Annotated in this window: 24 protein-coding genes and 1 riboswitch; of the genes, 14 read left to right on the top strand and 10 right to left on the bottom strand. The window is 26.4% G+C overall.

Annotation, left to right across the window (positions count from 1 at the left end):
* The first annotated feature begins 60 nt into the window (after nt 1–60).
* Nucleotides 61–393, top strand: a complete 333-nt coding sequence (locus JJC01_11900) for a helix-turn-helix transcriptional regulator (protein UDN56881.1) — start codon at nt 61–63, stop codon at nt 391–393.
* Between the two features lie 133 nt (nt 394–526).
* Here JJC01_11900 and pcp read toward each other — a convergent pair whose 3' ends face one another.
* The 7 genes from pcp to JJC01_11865 form a co-directional block, all read right to left on the bottom strand.
* Nucleotides 527–1,168, bottom strand: coding sequence for a pyroglutamyl-peptidase I (gene pcp, locus JJC01_11895; GenBank protein ID UDN56880.1), 642 nt, complete (start codon nt 1,166–1,168; stop codon nt 527–529).
* 20 nt (nt 1,169–1,188) lie between these two features.
* A complete protein-coding gene (locus JJC01_11890) occupies nt 1,189–2,121 on the bottom strand; it encodes a DUF979 domain-containing protein (protein ID UDN56879.1) in 933 nt (310 codons plus the stop codon).
* A 21-nt stretch (nt 2,122–2,142) separates the two neighbouring features.
* Nucleotides 2,143–2,808: a DUF969 domain-containing protein gene (locus JJC01_11885; protein UDN56878.1), complete on the bottom strand. Its 666-nt coding sequence runs from the start codon at nt 2,806–2,808 to the stop codon at nt 2,143–2,145.
* 191 nt (nt 2,809–2,999) lie between these two features.
* Complete coding sequence (locus tag JJC01_11880; GenBank protein UDN56877.1) at nt 3,000–3,599, bottom strand: N-acetyltransferase; 600 nt, start codon at nt 3,597–3,599, stop codon at nt 3,000–3,002.
* Between the two features lie 226 nt (nt 3,600–3,825).
* On the bottom strand, nt 3,826–4,302 hold the full coding sequence (locus tag JJC01_11875; protein UDN56876.1) for a flavodoxin domain-containing protein: 477 nt from the start codon (nt 4,300–4,302) through the stop codon (nt 3,826–3,828).
* 3 nt (nt 4,303–4,305) lie between these two features.
* Nucleotides 4,306–4,719 carry an FMN-binding protein gene (locus tag JJC01_11870; protein ID UDN56875.1) on the bottom strand — a complete coding sequence of 138 codons (414 nt, stop codon included), beginning with the start codon at nt 4,717–4,719 and terminating at the stop codon, nt 4,306–4,308.
* Nucleotides 4,694–5,323, bottom strand: coding sequence for a TetR/AcrR family transcriptional regulator (locus tag JJC01_11865; GenBank protein ID UDN56874.1), 630 nt, complete (start codon nt 5,321–5,323; stop codon nt 4,694–4,696). Before JJC01_11865 ends, JJC01_11870 begins: the two co-directional genes overlap by 26 nt.
* A gap of 1,055 nt (nt 5,324–6,378) precedes the next feature.
* On the opposite strand from JJC01_11865, the gene JJC01_11860 reads away from it, so the two are divergent.
* On the top strand, nt 6,379–7,206 hold the full coding sequence (locus JJC01_11860) for an N-acetylmuramoyl-L-alanine amidase (GenBank protein UDN56873.1): 828 nt from the start codon (nt 6,379–6,381) through the stop codon (nt 7,204–7,206).
* An 81-nt stretch (nt 7,207–7,287) separates the two neighbouring features.
* On the opposite strand, the gene JJC01_11855 is transcribed toward JJC01_11860, so the two are convergent.
* The 3 genes from JJC01_11855 to JJC01_11845 form a co-directional block, all read right to left on the bottom strand.
* Nucleotides 7,288–7,470 (bottom strand): hypothetical protein, encoded by a 183-nt coding sequence (locus tag JJC01_11855; protein ID UDN56872.1) that lies wholly within the window; start codon nt 7,468–7,470, stop codon nt 7,288–7,290.
* A 329-nt stretch (nt 7,471–7,799) separates the two neighbouring features.
* A complete protein-coding gene (locus JJC01_11850; GenBank protein ID UDN60173.1) occupies nt 7,800–8,000 on the bottom strand; it encodes a helix-turn-helix transcriptional regulator in 201 nt (66 codons plus the stop codon).
* Nucleotides 8,001–8,002: 2 nt separating this feature from the next.
* Nucleotides 8,003–8,359 (bottom strand): DUF3796 domain-containing protein, encoded by a 357-nt coding sequence (locus tag JJC01_11845; protein UDN56871.1) that lies wholly within the window; start codon nt 8,357–8,359, stop codon nt 8,003–8,005.
* A 360-nt stretch (nt 8,360–8,719) separates the two neighbouring features.
* Nucleotides 8,720–8,763, top strand: a riboswitch (PreQ1 riboswitch).
* Nucleotides 8,764–8,864: 101 nt separating this feature from the next.
* On the opposite strand from JJC01_11845, the gene JJC01_11840 reads away from it, so the two are divergent.
* The 12 genes from JJC01_11840 (at nt 8,865) to JJC01_11785 (ending at nt 17,805) form a co-directional block, all read left to right on the top strand.
* Nucleotides 8,865–9,833, top strand: coding sequence for a nucleoside hydrolase (locus tag JJC01_11840; protein UDN56870.1), 969 nt, complete (start codon nt 8,865–8,867; stop codon nt 9,831–9,833).
* 1 nt (nt 9,834) lies between these two features.
* The gene (locus JJC01_11835) at nt 9,835–10,398 is read left to right on the top strand and encodes an ECF transporter S component (GenBank protein ID UDN56869.1); all 564 of its coding nucleotides are present in this window, start codon (nt 9,835–9,837) and stop codon (nt 10,396–10,398) included.
* An 8-nt stretch (nt 10,399–10,406) separates the two neighbouring features.
* On the top strand, nt 10,407–11,096 hold the full coding sequence (locus JJC01_11830; protein ID UDN56868.1) for a radical SAM protein: 690 nt from the start codon (nt 10,407–10,409) through the stop codon (nt 11,094–11,096).
* Nucleotides 11,097–11,258: 162 nt separating this feature from the next.
* The gene (locus JJC01_11825) at nt 11,259–11,987 is read left to right on the top strand and encodes a DNA alkylation repair protein (GenBank protein ID UDN56867.1); all 729 of its coding nucleotides are present in this window, start codon (nt 11,259–11,261) and stop codon (nt 11,985–11,987) included.
* Nucleotides 11,988–12,000: 13 nt separating this feature from the next.
* Nucleotides 12,001–12,639, top strand: coding sequence for a DNA-binding protein (locus tag JJC01_11820; GenBank protein ID UDN56866.1), 639 nt, complete (start codon nt 12,001–12,003; stop codon nt 12,637–12,639).
* Between the two features lie 25 nt (nt 12,640–12,664).
* The gene (locus tag JJC01_11815) at nt 12,665–13,504 is read left to right on the top strand and encodes a hypothetical protein (GenBank protein UDN56865.1); all 840 of its coding nucleotides are present in this window, start codon (nt 12,665–12,667) and stop codon (nt 13,502–13,504) included.
* A 15-nt stretch (nt 13,505–13,519) separates the two neighbouring features.
* The gene (locus tag JJC01_11810; GenBank protein ID UDN56864.1) at nt 13,520–14,191 is read left to right on the top strand and encodes a response regulator transcription factor; all 672 of its coding nucleotides are present in this window, start codon (nt 13,520–13,522) and stop codon (nt 14,189–14,191) included.
* Complete coding sequence (locus tag JJC01_11805) at nt 14,181–15,413, top strand: HAMP domain-containing histidine kinase (GenBank protein ID UDN56863.1); 1,233 nt, start codon at nt 14,181–14,183, stop codon at nt 15,411–15,413. The genes JJC01_11810 and JJC01_11805 overlap by 11 nt, the downstream gene beginning before the upstream one ends.
* Nucleotides 15,414–15,562: 149 nt before the next feature.
* Entirely contained in the window at nt 15,563–15,880 is a 318-nt protein-coding gene (trxA, locus tag JJC01_11800) for a thioredoxin (GenBank protein UDN56862.1), read from the top strand.
* 15 nt (nt 15,881–15,895) lie between these two features.
* Nucleotides 15,896–16,774, top strand: coding sequence for an NAD(P)/FAD-dependent oxidoreductase (locus tag JJC01_11795; GenBank protein ID UDN56861.1), 879 nt, complete (start codon nt 15,896–15,898; stop codon nt 16,772–16,774).
* 288 nt (nt 16,775–17,062) lie between these two features.
* Nucleotides 17,063–17,431, top strand: coding sequence for a winged helix-turn-helix transcriptional regulator (locus tag JJC01_11790; protein ID UDN56860.1), 369 nt, complete (start codon nt 17,063–17,065; stop codon nt 17,429–17,431).
* 2 nt (nt 17,432–17,433) lie between these two features.
* On the top strand, nt 17,434–17,805 hold the full coding sequence (locus JJC01_11785) for a NifB/NifX family molybdenum-iron cluster-binding protein (protein UDN56859.1): 372 nt from the start codon (nt 17,434–17,436) through the stop codon (nt 17,803–17,805).
* Nucleotides 17,806–17,809: the final 4 nt, after the last annotated feature.

Here is a 17,809-nt window from a genome sequence, read left to right as displayed (position 1 = left end):
TAGCTAAAAGACAAGTACGCACATTTTTGTTCAATACTAACCTAAAGGAGAGTGTAGCACATGGATATGGATTGTATCTCACAAGCAGATTTAAGTGAAACAGGGTTTAGTTATACACTTTCACTGATTAATGGAAAATACAAGATGGTAATTCTCTATTGCCTTGCTGAATTTAAAGTTGTTAGATATAATGAACTAAAACGTTATATAAAGACTATTTCTTATAAGACTCTGAGTTTATCTTTAAAGGAATTAGAAGCAGATGATTTGATTATTCGTACTGAATATCCTCAAATACCACCTAAAGTAGAATACAGTTTATCAAAGAGAGGGAAGTCTTTGATTAAGATTTTAGATGCAATGTGTGAGTGGGGAGAACAGAATAGAATTTAATTTTACATTTGAAGATTGTACATATTGTAAAAGACTGTAGGTAAATTTGAATTTAAACAAATATACTTACAGTCTATATTTAAAAAAATGTCTATTTTCATTTATAATTTAAAAAATTTATTTTAGATATTTTTTATGAAATTTCACCACCAATTTCTTTTATATCATCTTTGTAGATTACACAAGCTTCTATGGCTAATTCCAAACCTTTAACTATTTCTTCTAAAGACATAAATGGTGTATTCTTTTTATCTATTATTTGAGAAGTCATGTATGGTATGTGTATGAAGCCTCCTTTTATATTAGGATATTTTTTATCTATCATGTAAAGAATTCCATACATTACATGATTGCAAACAAATGTACCTGCAGTATTTGAAACACTAGCTGGAATTTTATTTTCATTCATATGTTTTACCATAGCTTTTACAGGTAATTTTGAAAAATATGCAGGTTGACCATCTTCTTTTATAACCGTGTCTATAACCTGATTTCCTTCATTATCTTTTATTCTAAAATCATCTACATTTATAGCAACTCTCTCAGGTGTAATATCAAATCTACCTCCTGCTTGTCCGACTGATATTACTATATCAGGGCTGTGTTTTTGAATAGCTTTATCTATTGCTTCAACAGATTTTGTCATAACTGTTGGTATAGTTATTTTTATAATTTCTGAGCCATTTATATTATCTTTGACCCTTTCGACAGCTTCTTGAGCGGGATTAATTGGTTCTCCACCAAATGGGTCAAACCCTGTTAATAAAACTTTCATTATTTTACCTCCTATTTATATCAAAATCCTAAAAAATACATTACTAATATGTGTGCTACAATTAATATTAAAGCAACTGGTGCTTGATACTTTATAACAACATAATCATTTTTACATTCAAGTAAAGCGGCTGGAACTATATTAAAATTAGCTGCCATTGGAGTAAGTAGAGTTCCACAATATCCTGCTGTTAATGCTAATGCTCCAATTATAGCAGGATTTCCACCTTGAGACAATACAAAAGGAATTCCAATTCCTGCCGTTATGACTGAAAATGCAGCAAATGCATTTCCCATTATCATAGTAAATATAACCATACCCAATACATAAGCTATAACGCCAAATAATCTATTGTCAGTAGGAACTACTCCTGATATCATACCTGAGATAACTTCGCCAACTCCAGCTTGAGTAAACAAAGCACCTAATGCAACCAAAAGTTGTGGTAGCATGCTAGCTGGTCCCATTTGTTGCAATAATCTTGAACCATCATGAACTGAGGTAGATGATTTTGATTTGGTTATTATAAGAGCAGATATTAGTGCAATTATTGAACCTACACCTATTGCAAACTGTGAAGAATTATCGAAATTAGAAAGACTCATAGCTACAATTACTGCTGCAAAAGCTAATATTAATGATGGTATGAATATTTTATTTTTAAGTTTGTCTGCCTGTTCTTTCCCAAAATTTTCATTTGGCTCTTCGTATTTTGCAAATATGACTTGTTTAGTAAGTGTTAATAAACTAGATAATATTAGTATGATTCCTATTATATTAGCTGGAATTAATCTTCCAAATATAAATGGTAGTGATATTAGTATCCAAAATAATGATGTACCGTATTTTTTATTATTGTCTATTGTAGTAAAAGACCTGTATGCTATGACAATCATTAAAAGCCCCATTAATGCATAAAAAATTTCTAATGATATGTTTATAAAATTTTGCACTTTTATACCTCCTAAATAAATCTATCTCTTATGACTTTTATTTAATTTTTTATCATATAGAGTAAATTGGATTGTGGCAGCTATAAATGCTATTACGGCCATAATGATATTAGCTTTTACAATCTCAATTCCAGTTACATTATATCCAAATTGAGTAAGAGTAGATGCTATAAGTAAAACTCCACTGCTACCTGCAAATAAGTTTTGACCATAGAAGTTACCATAGTTTTCTGATGCAGCAGATAATGCTTTTATAGCTTCTTCGTCTGATTCTTTTAATTCATCACTATTGCTTAATCCAGCAGCTTGTGCCATGGGGTTAACAAGTGGTCTTACAAATTGAGGATGTCCACTCATTCTTATTGATAAGGCTCCAGCTATTTGTCTAGCAAACATATATATACTCAGTACTTTTCCTGTTGTGAGTCTTTGTAATTTTTCTATTAGAGAAACTGCTCTTTGTTTTAATCCATATCTTTCTAAAACACCAATTACAGGTAATGTTAGTATAAACAATGACACACCTCTATTTGAGACAAAAGAATCTCCTAGAGTTGTAAAGATTTGGTTAAAATCTAATCCTGCTACAAGTCCTGTTGCTATTCCTGCTAATAATACAGTAAATAATGTATCAATTTTAAGTATAAATCCAATCACAACTATTAATATACCAATCAGTTTTATCATCAATTATTCTCCTTCCATTTTTTCTATTTTGATTTAATTTTACTAAATAAATAAATTTAAACTCTTTTTATAGTATTTACGTTAATATGACTATTATTATAAAATTTAATAAAAAATAAGAAAGTAACTTTAAAATACTTATTTTAAAGTTACTTTCTTATTTTTATTTTGGTTTATTTAAAGTTTTTATTTTAAAGTAATTTGACAAGAAGACTGCTTTTTTTTAAAATAGTGTCGATTTCTTTCGTATCAATTTGTTTGATTGTTTTTATGTAGTCTGGTTTTATAGGATGAGTACCTATGTATTTTTCAAATAACATAACATCATGCCAACTACCAAACTTATATCCTGTATTATGATAAATTCCACATGGTTTGAAACCAAAGTGTTGGTGAAGTCTTTCGCTTTTAATATTAGGCGATGCAATGCTAACATATAAGTTTTGAATATTTTGTAATTTTAATATATCTATTATTGAATTATAAAGAGCTATGCCTATTTTACAACTTACAAACCTTTCATCAATATAAATTGATAATCCAGCATTCCATTGATAAGCAGTTCTTTCATTATGTTCATGAGCATAAGTATATCCAACAATTTTTTCATCAATTAAACATACTAGATATGGATATTTTGAACAAATTGTTTTTATTCTATTTTTAAAATCACTAATATTTGGTATATCATATTCAAAAGTAATTGCTGTATTAGTGATATATGGTGTATATATTTCTAATATTTCTTCAGCATCTGTTTCCTTTGCTAGTCTGATTTTAACTTTTCCCATAAGTATCATCTCCAATGTAGTAAATATAATAGTTTTTGTTTTATAATGTTCAAGTTTAAATGTGAAAACATATTGTATACTTTATTATATTTTATATCAAAAGTTATATAAGGGAAAGTTATGTAACTTTTGATATAAAAATATATGGTAAAACATTCCATGACTTTTGAGCTCTTTGCCATAAAGTAGGGGTAGATGGGATTGTTAACGAAGAGTATAGCTTATTTTAGTCATTAAAATTTCTTAAAAAATTATCTATATTATCCTGTGATATTTTCAAACCATTGTAATCATTTTTTGTAACTGACTTCATAATCAATTTATCAAAAAATTTCATTTTCTCTAATCTAGCTTCACCACCAAATACACTTATTGATTTTGCACTCTTTAATAATGATGATGGGAAATTACTTGATAGATATTTATCCGTCTGTTCAGAGAATGCGCAACAAAGAAAAATTCCAACTTTCTTTTGGTTTAATGACTCTATATTATCATTACAGAATGTACGAATTTCTTTTGAAACTGAACCCACATATATTGAACTTCCAATAATAACTGTATCAAATTTTGATAATTCAATTTTACTGTTTTTATCCTTAATATCAACAATAGTAACATTATTTGATAGTTTACTTTTTAATATATTTTCACAGTCTGTTGTACAACCATATTTACTTGAATATACAATAATAGTATCCATATTTTACTCTCCTTTTTGTAAAGCATTTTCTATAGCTTTTCGTATAGTATCACTGCTGTAAGTTGCAGAAGTTATAGCATCCACTTCTAAAGATTGTTGCTTAATAATATTATTTACAATCTTTTCAGCTGGTTTACCTAAAAGAGTGTCATGTTTCAATATATGAATATCTTTTATTACTCCATTGTTAACTTTGACAGATACAGTAGCTTTTACTAGACCATTATCAGCATTTCCAAGATAAGTACCATTTTTTATTTTAGTAGGATTTATATTTTGTACTACTAATTTTTCTGGTTTCAAATTAACTACAGCTACAATAATAATACATATAAATATAAAAAATAAAACTATTAATACTTTTAGAATTCTTAAAAATTTATTTTTCTTATTAAGATTTTTGATGTGAATGCTCATTGTAAATTCCTCCAAGTAAAATATCCACGAAATTGTCTATAAATTGTGGGAAGTTATGTAAAGAATACAAGTGATTTTCAACAGCACATAAAACAAAACCTAATAATGCACTTATAAGCATCCAAGAAGCATTATCTATGTTTGGTTTAAATATTTTTTGCTTAATTCCAATAGCAAGAAGTTTATCAAACATCTCTATACCATTATTAGCAGGAGTACTAGCAGTATTTTGAGATGCAAATATAATATTTATTCCACTATACATTATGGCTTTTGTCATTTCTGGATTGCTAGAAAGAATTTTGATAAAAGTAAGCATAATTTCTCTGATTTGTTTATCTACTGAAAATGAGGAGTACTTATCCATAACAGTAATAGAATCATTTTCTATTTTATTATAAAGTTCATTAGCCATATCATTAATAATCTGTGCCTTATCTTTGTAGTAAAGATAAATAGTAGTTGGAGAATATTCTATTTTTGTAGCAATTTTTCTAATTGATAAATTTTCATATCCTTCTTGATTGATAATTTCAATGGCAGCATCCATAATTTTTTTCTTCATTTCTATTTTTTCCTTTTTACGTCTTTCTTTGACACTCATATAATCACCTCTTTAACTTAACAGTGTTAATTTAATTTACAATGTTATTGTATGTTTTATTTTTAAGTTTGTCAACAATCTAGATTTCTATACTTTCTATATTGGTACAGTACTTACACATTTTAATTGAATTACTATTAAATCAAATTAATTTGGTTTTGCAAAATAATTTAGGATACTAAAATTGATTAGAATCTTCTTATGTGATATTAAGAAGATACATTGGATTTATTATGTGCTGATTTGGATAATATTAAGATAAAAAAGATAGTATTTATCTAATGATTGATTCTTATATAAAATTGAAAAATGAAGGTTTATTACATGGTATCTGAATATTTCACATAATTATAAAAAACAAAAAAGAGTGCCATAGCACTCCTATTGTGAGAAATATATATGAAATTCATTTTTGCATTAATGCAAAATGTACATATAACAAAGTTTATTTTTTATATTTACTTTATATAATAGCATATTAGTATTAACTAAATATTTATCATAATTAGTAAAAAGAAAAGGGAGTGATTTTACACTCCAGTTGTCAAAAATCTAAAACTGTCATCGCAATATTCTCATTATAACATAATTTATGAGAATGTGTGAATATATTTAAGATTTTTAAAATATTTTTGATATAACTAAAGTTATACTAAAAAATGTAATCATTAGATATTAACATAAAAAAATTAAAACAGAGTATTTATAAAATATATAAATGATAAAAAAGTGTTATAGTTAAAAAAAGTATTATCAATTAATAATTTTACGAATTTTTAAATAAAAATAGACAATAGAGATTATATAGTAGAATCACATAAAAGTTTATCAAATCAGATGAAAATAAATGAAAATAAAAATGTTTTTGTCTAGTTATGCGTTTTAGATTACCACTTATGTATTATATATTGAATATTAAGAATATTTGTGATATTTTTATAAAAAATAAAATGATAATTATTTTTTTTATGAAGATGAATGATTTATATAAATTTAGATTTTCATTATTATGGGACATATACATGGATAAAATTTAATTAAAGGAGTAAAATGTTATGAAAATATGTATTACAGTAGGACACAGTATTCTAAAAAATGGTGCATGTACTTCTGCTGATGGATTAGTTAATGAATATCAGTATAACAAATTATTGGCACCAATATTAGCAGATATATTTAGGAAAAAAGGGCATACAGTAAGCGTAATAATATGCCCTGAAAAACAGTTTAGTTCTAAAAATGAGGAAAAGTCTTATAAAATACCTAAAGTTAATAATGGAGAATATGATTTACTTATAGAGTTACATTTAAATGCAAGTGATGGTCAAGGAAAAGGCTCAGAAGTGTTATATTATAGTAATAAAGGTTTAGAATATGCAACTAGAATATGTAATAAATTAGGTATGGTATTTAAAAATAGAGGAGCCAAATTAGATAAAGGATTGTATATTCTAAATAGTTCAAAACCTACTGCTATATTAATAGAAAGTTTTTTTTGTGACAATAAAGAGGATTATGAGAAAGCAGAAAAACTTGGATATGAGGGTGTGGCTAAGTTAATCGTAGAAGGCGTATTAAATAATAATATAAATGGTGGAGATATCAAGCAGATTAAACATACAATAGTTTATAGTGGAGATGATAGAGTTTCAGCAGAAATAATAGGGTTATATTATAAAAGAAAAGATGAAAGCTGTTTAGTAACAGATATAAAAGATTATAAGCCATATAAAACAGAAAATTTGTATGTTATTGGCGGAGGTGCTTGTAGCAAGATGGAAGAAATGAGTAAGAGCACAGGAGAAAAATTTACACAAATATATGATAGTGATGTGTGGTCAACAATGGATAAAGTAAGAGCATTTATAAAAGAAAAAGCGTAATTTAAAATCTTTATTAAATTAAATATTTAGATAAGAAGAATTTATATAAAATTCTTCTTATTCTTTTTGATGAATTAAATTTTATGCCAAACCACATTCACATAATAAAATCATAATTCTATGAAGACAAGACTCTACAATATCTTCTCCATATCTTTTAATAAAATCATCAATCTGAGTTTCTATAAATGAATAGTATTCTTTTAAACTAACAATGTATGCAGTCATTATATGAACACATTCATCAATTTTGTCTTTAAACACAATACATCCCCCTAAAAAATAAAAATATTCAGTAAATAAAATAAATTATTTTATTTGAAAATATATATGTATAATACTTCGCTTTAATATATTTTACAAGTGTATATGCAAAACTGGATATTACAACTGTAAAACTGGTTGAATTATTATTCCTATCATAGTATCTAGTACTAATTTTTTTAATATAAAAGCCACTAAAAAGAATATGAACAAACCAAATATATCCAAAAAAGCGTGTTGAAAGTTTTCTTTTCATATAATCACCAAATTGTATTAGTTTTAATCTATTTAAGAAAAGTATAGCAAAAATTTTAAGAAGAGAATAGTTACTAATCCTTTATATATTCAAAAACTTCTTCTATACTTACATTGAATACGTTAGCAATGTCAAATGCTAATTTTAATGAAGGGTTATATTTTCCATTTTCAAGATTTCCTATAGTTTCTCTTCTTACTCCTACTAATGATGCCAGTTCATCTTGTTTCATATTATATTTTGCTCTATATTCTTTAGTTCTTGAACGAATCATCATTACTCTAGTCCTTTTCCTTCTTTATACTGTAAGTATGCAAAAACTGCAACAAAGCTAATCATTGATATAGAAAAACTTATTCCTAGACCATTTTCAATAGTAGAAATATTATCTGAGATGATGGATAAAACCATAGCTACTGATAGCGATGAAAGTGTAAAGAAAAATGCTGGCACAGCTGCTTTTCTCAGGTTTTCTCTAAATAATTCATCTGGCATAATATTAAAGTATCTAAAAAAAACAAAGAATGCACAAAAACTAATAGTTCGTATTTCACCAGCATATATTCCAGCTAGTCCTAAAAAACCTAAGAAACCTAAAAATCCTAGTTTATTTAATTCCCTAAAACTTTTCATTATTAACAACTCCTTTAGTAAATGTTATATATTTTTAACTTCTTGTTAAAAATATATAACATTTGATGCTTATTTGCAACATAAAAATTAAATTTAGTATAAATTTTATATGTAAATTTAATTAAAGGTATTAATTGTAATATTTATAATATTGTTGTATAATAATAATCGGTTTAAACGTGCCACATTTTATTAAAGTTTGTTTATTATTTAAGCATGCTTTAATGAGACACATAAAAATATAATAAATTCTTTTAAACTACAAACAGTGTTTTTGTAGTTAGTAAATCAGGTGTTTGAAAGGTTTTAGTTGATTGACAGGTTATAATAAATGACTTAAAATCATAACTAAACTTAACATCTGTACTTGTTCGAGAACTCCAAGTATAAAAAACTAAGGAATTATATAGTGGCAGTATATAATTAATACCCTTAGACACACCTTTTTGAAAGTGGAAAAAAGATGTGTAGTTCTCCTCGACCACAAATCAAGGAGGATAGTAATATGGAAAAAAGAAAAGTAATAATTGATTGTGACCCAGGAATTGATGATTCTTTGGCAATCCTTTTGGCTTTAAACTCACCAGAGCTAGAAGTAATTGGAATTACCACATGTTGTGGTAACGTACCAGCAAATGTAGGTGCAGAAAATGCACTAAAAACACTTCAAATGTGTTCTTCACTAAATATTCCAGTATATATAGGAGAAGAAGCACCACTAAAAAGAACACTTGTAACAGCTCAAGATACACATGGAGAAGATGGTATAGGAGAAAATTTTTATCAAAAAGTGACAGAAGTTAAAGCAAAAAATGGAGCAGTAGATTTTATAATAAATACTTTACATAATTGTGAAAAAGTATCTATAATAGCACTTGCACCACTTACAAACATAGCTAAAGCACTTATGAAAGATAAAAAAGCCTTTGAAAATCTTGATGAATTTGTATCTATGGGAGGAGCTTTTAAAATTCATGGAAATTGTTCTCCAGTAGCAGAATTTAACTATTGGGTAGACCCACATGGAGCAGATTATGTTTACAAGAATTTATCTAAAAAAATTCACATGGTAGGTTTAGATGTAACTAGAAAAATTGTACTTACTCCTAATATTATTGAGTTTATAAATAGACTTGATGAAAAAATGGCAAAATATATAACTGAAATCACTAGATTTTATATTGATTTTCATTGGGAGCAAGAAGGAATAATAGGTTGTGTAATAAATGACCCTCTAGCAGTGGCATATTTTATAGACAGAAGTATATGTAAAGGATTTGAATCATATGTAGAAATTGTGGAAGATGGAATAGCTATGGGTCAATCCATAGTAGACTCATTTAATTTCTACAAAAAACATGCTAATGCGATTATTTTAAATGAGGTTGATGAAAAGAAATTTATGTATATGTTTTTAAAAAGACTTTTTAAAGGATATGAAAACATTATAGACTCTGTGGAAGGAGTGATATAGTGTGAAAAGAAAAATATGTGTCAAAACTATTACACTTATAGCCTTTGGGATTTCTATAAATATAGTAGGTGCGTTTATAGCTATGGGGCTGAGGCTACCTATATATTTAGATTCAATAGGAACTATAATGATAGCTTCACTTTTGGGGCCTAAATATGCTGTTATTACAGGTGTGTTTGGAAGTTTAATAAGTGGAGTTACATTTGATGTATATTCTCTTTATTTTGCACCAGTTCAGATATCAACAGGATTACTTGCTGGTATTGCTTTTAAAAAGAAATTCTTAACTGGTTTAAAAACTCCATTAGGAGTATTGTTGTTTGCCATACCAACATCTATAGTAAGCTCAGTAATTTCAGCTTTTTTGTTTGGCGGGGTGACATCATCGGGTTCTTCTTATATAGTTCAAATTTTAAAAGTACTAGGGCTTGGAGATGTATTTAGTGTGTTTATAACTCAAGTGTTCACAGATTATACAGATAAATTAATTGCTGTTGTTTTGGTAAATTTGGGATTAAATGCAGTTCCAAAGACTTTAAAAGTATCATTAACTGGAGAAAGATAGGAGAGAATATGGATAGATATAGTGAGATAATAAATAAAAATCAAAGAGAAATAGTTTTACTTAAAAGCTTTCCATGTATATGGGGAAGATGTTCTTTTTGTGATTATATAGATGATAATTCTAATTTGGAAGAAGAAATGAACAAAGTAAACTTTGAAGTTTTAAAAAATATAACTGGAAAATATGGAGTTCTTGAAGTCATAAATTCTGGTAGCTGTTTTGAAATACCTAAAGATACTTTAGAGAGAATAAAGAAGATTATAAAAGAAAAAAATATAAAAAAACTATTCTTAGAAAGTCATTGGTCCTACAAAAATAGACTAAAGGAAATGAGAGATTATTTTGAAATTCCTATAATATTTAAAATTGGGGTTGAAACATTTGATTATGATTTTAGAAATAATTTTTTAAATAAGAATGCAAGATTTAAAACTCCAGAAGATGTAAAAGAATATTTTGATTCGCCTTGTATTATGGTTGGAATAAAAGGACAGACTAAAGAAATGATAGATAATGACATGGATATTATTCTAAATACTTTTGAAAAAGCAACTGTGAATGTTTTTATAAACAATTCTTCTAAAATAAAAAGAGATGAAGAGTTGGTTAAATGGTTTATTAATAAGTATGAATTTTTAAATGAAAATCCAAATATAGAAGTTTTATACAATAATACAGACTTCGGTGTGGGAGATTAGTAAGATTTTCTAAAGAGATATTATGCTGTAGTAAAGATTAATTTAATTTAAATTTTAAATTGAAAAATTTAGTACATTTTTGAAAAAGCTTCTGATATGTAGAAGCTTTTTTTTATATAATTTTATGTTACAATAAGAAAAAAGGAACTAAGGAGTAAATAAATGATGCTTAGTAGGGAAAAATGGGATAAATTGGAATATATCGAATTTTTAGAGTATATGAAATCTATGCAAGATGTTAAGTATAGAGATTTTAATAAGAAACTTATACCAGGAACAGAAAATATAATAGGTATTAGAATTCCTAATTTAAGAAAGTTGTCAAAAGAAATAAGTAAAGGCAACTGGAAAGAATTTTTAGAAGTAGCAGAAGATACTTATTATGAAGAAGTTATGTTACAGGGTATGGTGATTGGCAATATAAATAGTAATTTTGAAGAGATTTTATATTACATAAAAAAATTTGTACCTAAAATTAGTAATTGGGCAATTTGTGATGGATTTTGTTCTGGACTAAAATGTACAAATAATTATAAAGAATACATGTATGATATATTAAAAAAATATGTTTGTTCAGAAAATCCGTGGGAGATTAGATTTGCATTAGTTATGTTTTTAATATATTATGTTGATGATGAACATATTAAAGATATTTTTGAATACTGTAACAATATACAAAGTGAAGAATATTATGTTAAAATGGGTATGGCATGGCTATTGTCAATTTGTTTTGTTAAGTATGAAGAAGAAACACTTCTTTATATAAAAAATAATAATTTAGATGATTTTACTTATAATAAAATGTTACAAAAAATAGTTGAATCAAACAGAGTAGATTTAGAAAAGAAGAATATAATAAGAAGTATGAAAAGAAAGACAAGAAGATATTGACGGAGGAGTATTAATGAATAATGAGGAAAGAATTGATAAATTTTTAGAATTTCAAAGTAAAGGAATCAAATTTACAGAGATAGCTCAAAATCTAAAAATTAGTCAAAGTACTTTAAGAACTTTTTTAAATAAAAAAGGATATAAGTCAGAAAAAGGTAAATACATATTAAAAGACGAATTAAAGAATAAAGAAGATTTGGATAAAGAAAAAACTAAGGAAGATAACACTAATAATGTAAAAAAGGTAAGCACCAAAAAGAAGAAATCTAATGAAAAGGTTTTAAATAAGAGTATTGAACAAATTGAGTTTAACGACACAGATTTAAAAAATATAAAATCAAGAAAAAATATTAAACCTAAAAAAGACAGAAAAATAAATATAACTCAAGAAGATTTAGATAAGCTTTGTGAAGTGTATGATTGGTATTTAGAAGTGAAGGATTATAATATAAAACCTAAAAAAATATCTAATAAAAAAGATGTACATATAGATAATGAATCTTTAAGTGAATTAAAAACAACAAGAGTACGTATAGATAAAGAAACTTGGAGTGACTTTGAAAGATTATGTAGCAACTCAAATTTTGAAAAACACCAAATACTTACACAAGCATTGAAGGAATTTATGAAAAAGTATAAAAATCTACTATAAAATACTACTATATGAGGTGCTTAATATGAATAAAATAGTAAAAAAATTAATTTTTTTAATGATTATATTAACAATATTTATTTTTACACTGACTGCATGTAAAAGGGAAGAAGAACAATCTGATTCAGTTGAGATTCAAGCAGAAGACAATAATGAAGTAACAATAGATAAGGACAATGCAAAAGTATTGAATATAGGAGCAACAGAGATTATAACTGTAGATGAAGGTGGAAAAATAGATACATCCACAAAGATAGAAAATAATTCAACATTTAATATATCGAATGTTGAACTAATATATAATGAATACGATGATAATAAAAAAATTACTTCATCTGATAGTAAATCTCTGTTAGATATGACTTTAATGCCTGGGAAAGTTGCTTATGTAGAATGTGGACATAAAACTTTTGCCAAAAGTGTAGAAGTCTATGCATATGAATATGAAGCAGAGGGTAAAATTGTATATGTTAATTTAAAAGAAAATACTATTGATATAAGAAACAATAAAATTAAGCTAGAAAATAGTAGTCAGTATGAAGTATTATCTACTTCAGAACTTAAAAAAGTAAATGAGTCAAAAGAGGGAATTACATATCAAATAAAAGTAAAGAATTCATCATCAAAAGACTTAGGAAATATTATCCTTAAGACGGCAGAAGTTAATGATAATGGGGAATACTTGACAGTAAGTCGTGTACCATCATACAAAGTTTTGAAGGCTTCAGAAGAAACAGATATAGATATAACATGTTCAACAAAAGCAAAGAATGTTGAAATAGTAGGATATACTTATGATGATATAAAAGAAAAAGCAAATGTAGATATTGATTTGAAATCTCATAAAGTCAAGATAGACAAGTAAAGGTAGGGGATATTTATGAAGGTTTTGATAGTTGAAGATAATAGGGTGCTTTTAGAAAGTGTAGTAGAAGAACTTAGTAATCATTTTGAAACTGAAAAGTGTGAAGATGGAGAAGAAGCATTATATTTAATAAATCAAAATATATATGATTTAGTTATTTTAGATTTAATGCTTCCTAATATAAATGGAATTGATATTTTGAAGAAAATGAGAATCAATAATATAGATACACCTGTACTTATATTGACTGCTAAAGAAGCATTAGATGATAAAGTAGAAGCATTTACTATAGGAGCTAATGATTATTTAACAAAACCTTTTTATATGGAGGAACTAGTAGCAAGAGTATATGCCATATTGAGGACTAATGGAAAAATAAAAGAAAGAAATGGATTAGAATTTAAATCTTTATATCTAGATACATTAGAAAAAAGAGTGTATATTGAAGAAGAAGAAATAAAACTTCAAAATAAACAGTTTAACTTATTGGAATATTTTGTTTTAAATAAAGGTTCAATTTTATTAAAAGAACAGATTTATGATAGAATATGGGGAATTGATTCAGATGCAACTATTGAAATAGTAGAGGTATATGTAAGTAATCTGAGAAAAAAACTAAGTAAATATGGATATGATAAATATATTAAAACTAAGCGTAAGGTAGGATACATATTCGATGATAAATAAGAATGTATTTACCAGCACTAAAAACCATTTGATAAAAATGTACATTGTTGTAGTGGGTAGTTTTTTAATAATATTTTCTATATTTATATATTCATATTTTAGAGGTCTTACATATAGTGGAATTGATAGTGAAATCAATGATGAACTGGAGTATATAGTTTCTCAATTTAAGAGAACCTCATTTTTAAACCCAATAAGACTTAAAGACCCTAAAGATATGGTATATGTTTATGAGAATGACAGAATAAGTTACTATACTCAAAATGAATATTTTGATGAATTACTTCCAGACAGAAGACTAGATAAGAAAAATACATTTTTTAAATATACAGAAAATGGTTATACATTTAGAGAATTAAATGTGGATGTGGGCAGATATCAGATACAAATAATCAGAAACATTGACTCAGAGATGAATTCTTTAAAACAGTTGACATCTGTACTTATAATTGGAATACTAATTTCTGTTATAATAACATACTTTGTAGCTGTATATCTTACTCGAAAAGCATTAATTCCAATAGAGACTGCTTGGAGGAACCAAGCTAAATTTATACAAGATGCTTCACATGAGTTAAGGACTCCAATAACAATAGTTTCATCAAAATTAGAAAGTATGTTAAAATCTCCAGAAAATACAGTAAATGATGAAGTTGAAACAATAGCTACTGCAATGAAAGAAACTAGAAGACTTAAAAAGATGATAACGGATTTACTATCTCTTACTAAGGAAGATTCTATTGTTAAAGTTAACTTGGAGGAAATTGATTTAGAAAAATTACTAGAAGAAATATCAGAAGATTATGTGGATATTGCTGAGTTTCAAGAAAAAAAATTTACATTTAACTCTGAATTAAAGAATAAAGTTATAATAACAGATAAAAATAAATTGAGACAACTTATATTAATTTTTATTGATAATGCTTTTAAATATACTAAACTAGGTGATGAGATAGTATTAGAATTAAAAGAAGATGTGGAAGATGAAGTAACATTACTTATAAGAGATACTGGTATAGGTATAAAAAAAGAAGAAATGCCTTTTATATTTGACAGATTTTTTAGAAGTGAAAATGTGAGAAATAAAGATTTAGAAGGTTCTGGAATAGGTCTTTCAATAGCACATATGATTAGCTTGAATTTATCTATCGAAATAGATGTAACTTCTGATATAGGTATTGGAACTACATTTGAAATATCAATACCAAAAAAATTAAAATAATAAAAATATAAAAATCTGTTTTTACAAATAAAGAATGGGTATACTAATAGTATAAAATAAAATATAAAAGAATTTATAAAAGTAAAATTATATTTATAAATTTCATAGTATAATTATAAGGATAATAAATTTTTAGGAGGATTAAAAAAATGGCAAAAATTATAAATACATCTGAATTTAGAAGTAGTGTTGAAGGTAGTAAAGGAGTAGTTGTAGTAGATTTCTTTGCAACTTGGTGTGGACCTTGTAATATGTTAGGACCTGTATTTGCAGAATTAGGCGAAGAGATGAAAGACGAAGCTAGATTTGTAAAAGTTGATATAGATGAAAGCTTAGAAATAGCTCAACAATTTAGTGTATCTACAGTACCAACTATGATTATATTTAAAGATGGAGAGCCAGTTGAAACTCTAATTGGATTTATGCCTAAGAACAAAATTGAGATGAAAGTAAAATCATATTTATAAAAATGGGTGAATATTATGAGATATGACATAGCTATAATAGGTAGTGGTCCAGCAGGATTATCTGCTGCTATAAATGCAAAAATAAGAAATAAAACAATGATTATGTTTGGCAATGATAATTTAAGCAATAAGCTTGTTAAAGCTCCTTCAATAGATAATTATTTAGGTTTTTATGATATAAGTGGAGATGAATTAAAAGACAAATTTAAATCCCATATAGATAACATGGATATTTCAATTGAAAATAAAAGAATAAATAATATTTATGCTATGGGAGAATACTTTGCAATAATGTCTGGAAATGATATGTATGAAGCTACTACTGTAATCCTTGCAACTGGTGTAGAATATACTAGACCAATAAAAGGTGAAGAAGAATTTCTAGGAAGAGGAGTAGGATATTGTGCTACATGCGATGCACCACTTTATAGAAATAAAAAAGTAGCAGTTATAGGATATAATGAAGAATCTAAAGAAGAGGCAAATTTCTTAAGTGAACTTACTTCAAAAACTTATTTTATACCTATGTATAAAAAAGAAAACCTTATGAGAAGTTCAGATAATTTAGATGATTCTATTGAGATTATACATGATAGACCAGTGCAAATAGATGGAGATAAACTTGTAAATAAGATATCTTTTAAAGAAAATCATATTGAAGTTGATGGAGTATTCGTTATAAAAGATAGCACAGCTCCAAGTACATTGATTCCTGGAATAGAAATTGATGGTATCCATATTAAGGTTGACAATAATATGAAAACTAATATAGAAGGATGTTTTGCCGCAGGAGACTGTGTAGGTAAACCCTATTCTTATATCAAAGCAGCTGGGCAAGGTCAAATAGCAGCATTAAATGCTGTTTATTATCTAGATAAATTAAAAAGAGCTTAGTATAATTAGTAAGTAAATTTTTAAATATACAAATAAAAAACTGTCTTAAAATAATATAATTATTTTAGACAGTTTTTTATTTGTATATTATTATTTTACTTCAAGATACATTAGAGATGTATCTATAGGTATGTTTATTTTGATAGATTTAAATTGGCAATTGAAATATATATAGAAATAATTAGAATTATTTATAATAAGTTCCAAAATTTCAAAATAATAGTTGAAAAATCTAATTAAGAGTACTATAATTTAATTAAGTAATTACTTAATCAAAAAGAGGTCTTTATGGAAAATTTGGTTAAAATATTTAAAGCATTGAGTGATGAAACTAGACTTAACATACTTATATTAGTATCTAAAAGAAATATCTGCCAAAAAGGAATTTCTAAATATTTAGGAATTTCAGATTCTGCTGTTTCACAACATATAAAAATATTAAAAGAAATTGGCATAATAACAGGATATAAAGAAGGATACTATGTTTTATATCATATTAACAAAGAAGTGTTTAACATATGTATGGATTTTATAAATTCTATGTTAAGTAATTCTAGTGAAAGCTTTATAGATGTATTTGATATAAATACAATACATCTAGGATGCAGTAAAGAATGTAAATCTATGAAAAAATGTTGCAAGAGAAGGGAGAAATAATAATGAAAGTATGTATACCAGTAGAAGAAAATAAAGGATTAGATAGTAAACCATATGGTCATTTTGGTTCTGCACCAATCTTTGTTGTGTGTGACTTAGAAAGTGGAGAAGTTAAATCTTTAGACAATGGAGATTTAGGTCATGAACATGGGAAATGCCAACCAATAAAAGCATTATCAGGTACAGTTGTAGATGCAGTAGTAGTTGGAGGAATAGGGCAAGGTGCCATAGTTAAATTAAATAGTATGGGAATAAAAGTTTATAGAGCTGAAGCTGATACTATCAGTGGTAATTTGGACTTACTTAAAGATGGAAAATTAGTAGAATTTCCATCAAATCATACTTGTTCACACGATGGATGTGGGCATCATTAAAAAC

Source organism: Clostridioides sp. ES-S-0010-02 (assembly GCA_020641055.1).
Lineage (GTDB): Bacteria > Bacillota > Clostridia > Peptostreptococcales > Peptostreptococcaceae > Clostridioides.
This window is presented reverse-complemented; position numbering and strand designations above follow the sequence as displayed.

Bases quoted from the DNA above. Each gene is read 5' to 3' on its own strand.
- JJC01_11805 (UDN56863.1), top strand. From the start codon at position 14,181: ATGATAAATAAGAATGTATTTACCAGCACTAAAAACCATTTGATAAAA.
- JJC01_11785 (UDN56859.1), top strand. From the start codon at position 17,434: ATGAAAGTATGTATACCAGTAGAAGAAAATAAAGGATTAGATAGTAAA.
- JJC01_11850 (UDN60173.1), bottom strand. From the start codon at position 8,000: ATGATTCGTTCAAGAACTAAAGAATATAGAGCAAAATATAATATGAAA.
- JJC01_11885 (UDN56878.1), bottom strand. From the start codon at position 2,808: ATGATAAAACTGATTGGTATATTAATAGTTGTGATTGGATTTATACTT.
- JJC01_11795 (UDN56861.1), top strand. From the start codon at position 15,896: ATGAGATATGACATAGCTATAATAGGTAGTGGTCCAGCAGGATTATCT.
- JJC01_11880 (UDN56877.1), bottom strand. From the start codon at position 3,599: ATGGGAAAAGTTAAAATCAGACTAGCAAAGGAAACAGATGCTGAAGAA.
- trxA (UDN56862.1), top strand. From the start codon at position 15,563: ATGGCAAAAATTATAAATACATCTGAATTTAGAAGTAGTGTTGAAGGT.
- JJC01_11875 (UDN56876.1), bottom strand. From the start codon at position 4,302: ATGGATACTATTATTGTATATTCAAGTAAATATGGTTGTACAACAGAC.
- JJC01_11790 (UDN56860.1), top strand. From the start codon at position 17,063: ATGGAAAATTTGGTTAAAATATTTAAAGCATTGAGTGATGAAACTAGA.
- JJC01_11860 (UDN56873.1), top strand. From the start codon at position 6,379: ATGAAAATATGTATTACAGTAGGACACAGTATTCTAAAAAATGGTGCA.
- JJC01_11840 (UDN56870.1), top strand. From the start codon at position 8,865: ATGGAAAAAAGAAAAGTAATAATTGATTGTGACCCAGGAATTGATGAT.
- JJC01_11810 (UDN56864.1), top strand. From the start codon at position 13,520: ATGAAGGTTTTGATAGTTGAAGATAATAGGGTGCTTTTAGAAAGTGTA.
- JJC01_11820 (UDN56866.1), top strand. From the start codon at position 12,001: ATGAATAATGAGGAAAGAATTGATAAATTTTTAGAATTTCAAAGTAAA.
- JJC01_11830 (UDN56868.1), top strand. From the start codon at position 10,407: ATGGATAGATATAGTGAGATAATAAATAAAAATCAAAGAGAAATAGTT.
- JJC01_11865 (UDN56874.1), bottom strand. From the start codon at position 5,323: ATGAGTGTCAAAGAAAGACGTAAAAAGGAAAAAATAGAAATGAAGAAA.
- JJC01_11825 (UDN56867.1), top strand. From the start codon at position 11,259: ATGATGCTTAGTAGGGAAAAATGGGATAAATTGGAATATATCGAATTT.
- JJC01_11845 (UDN56871.1), bottom strand. From the start codon at position 8,359: ATGAAAAGTTTTAGGGAATTAAATAAACTAGGATTTTTAGGTTTCTTA.
- pcp (UDN56880.1), bottom strand. From the start codon at position 1,168: ATGAAAGTTTTATTAACAGGGTTTGACCCATTTGGTGGAGAACCAATT.
- JJC01_11900 (UDN56881.1), top strand. From the start codon at position 61: ATGGATATGGATTGTATCTCACAAGCAGATTTAAGTGAAACAGGGTTT.
- JJC01_11870 (UDN56875.1), bottom strand. From the start codon at position 4,719: ATGAGCATTCACATCAAAAATCTTAATAAGAAAAATAAATTTTTAAGA.
- JJC01_11815 (UDN56865.1), top strand. From the start codon at position 12,665: ATGAATAAAATAGTAAAAAAATTAATTTTTTTAATGATTATATTAACA.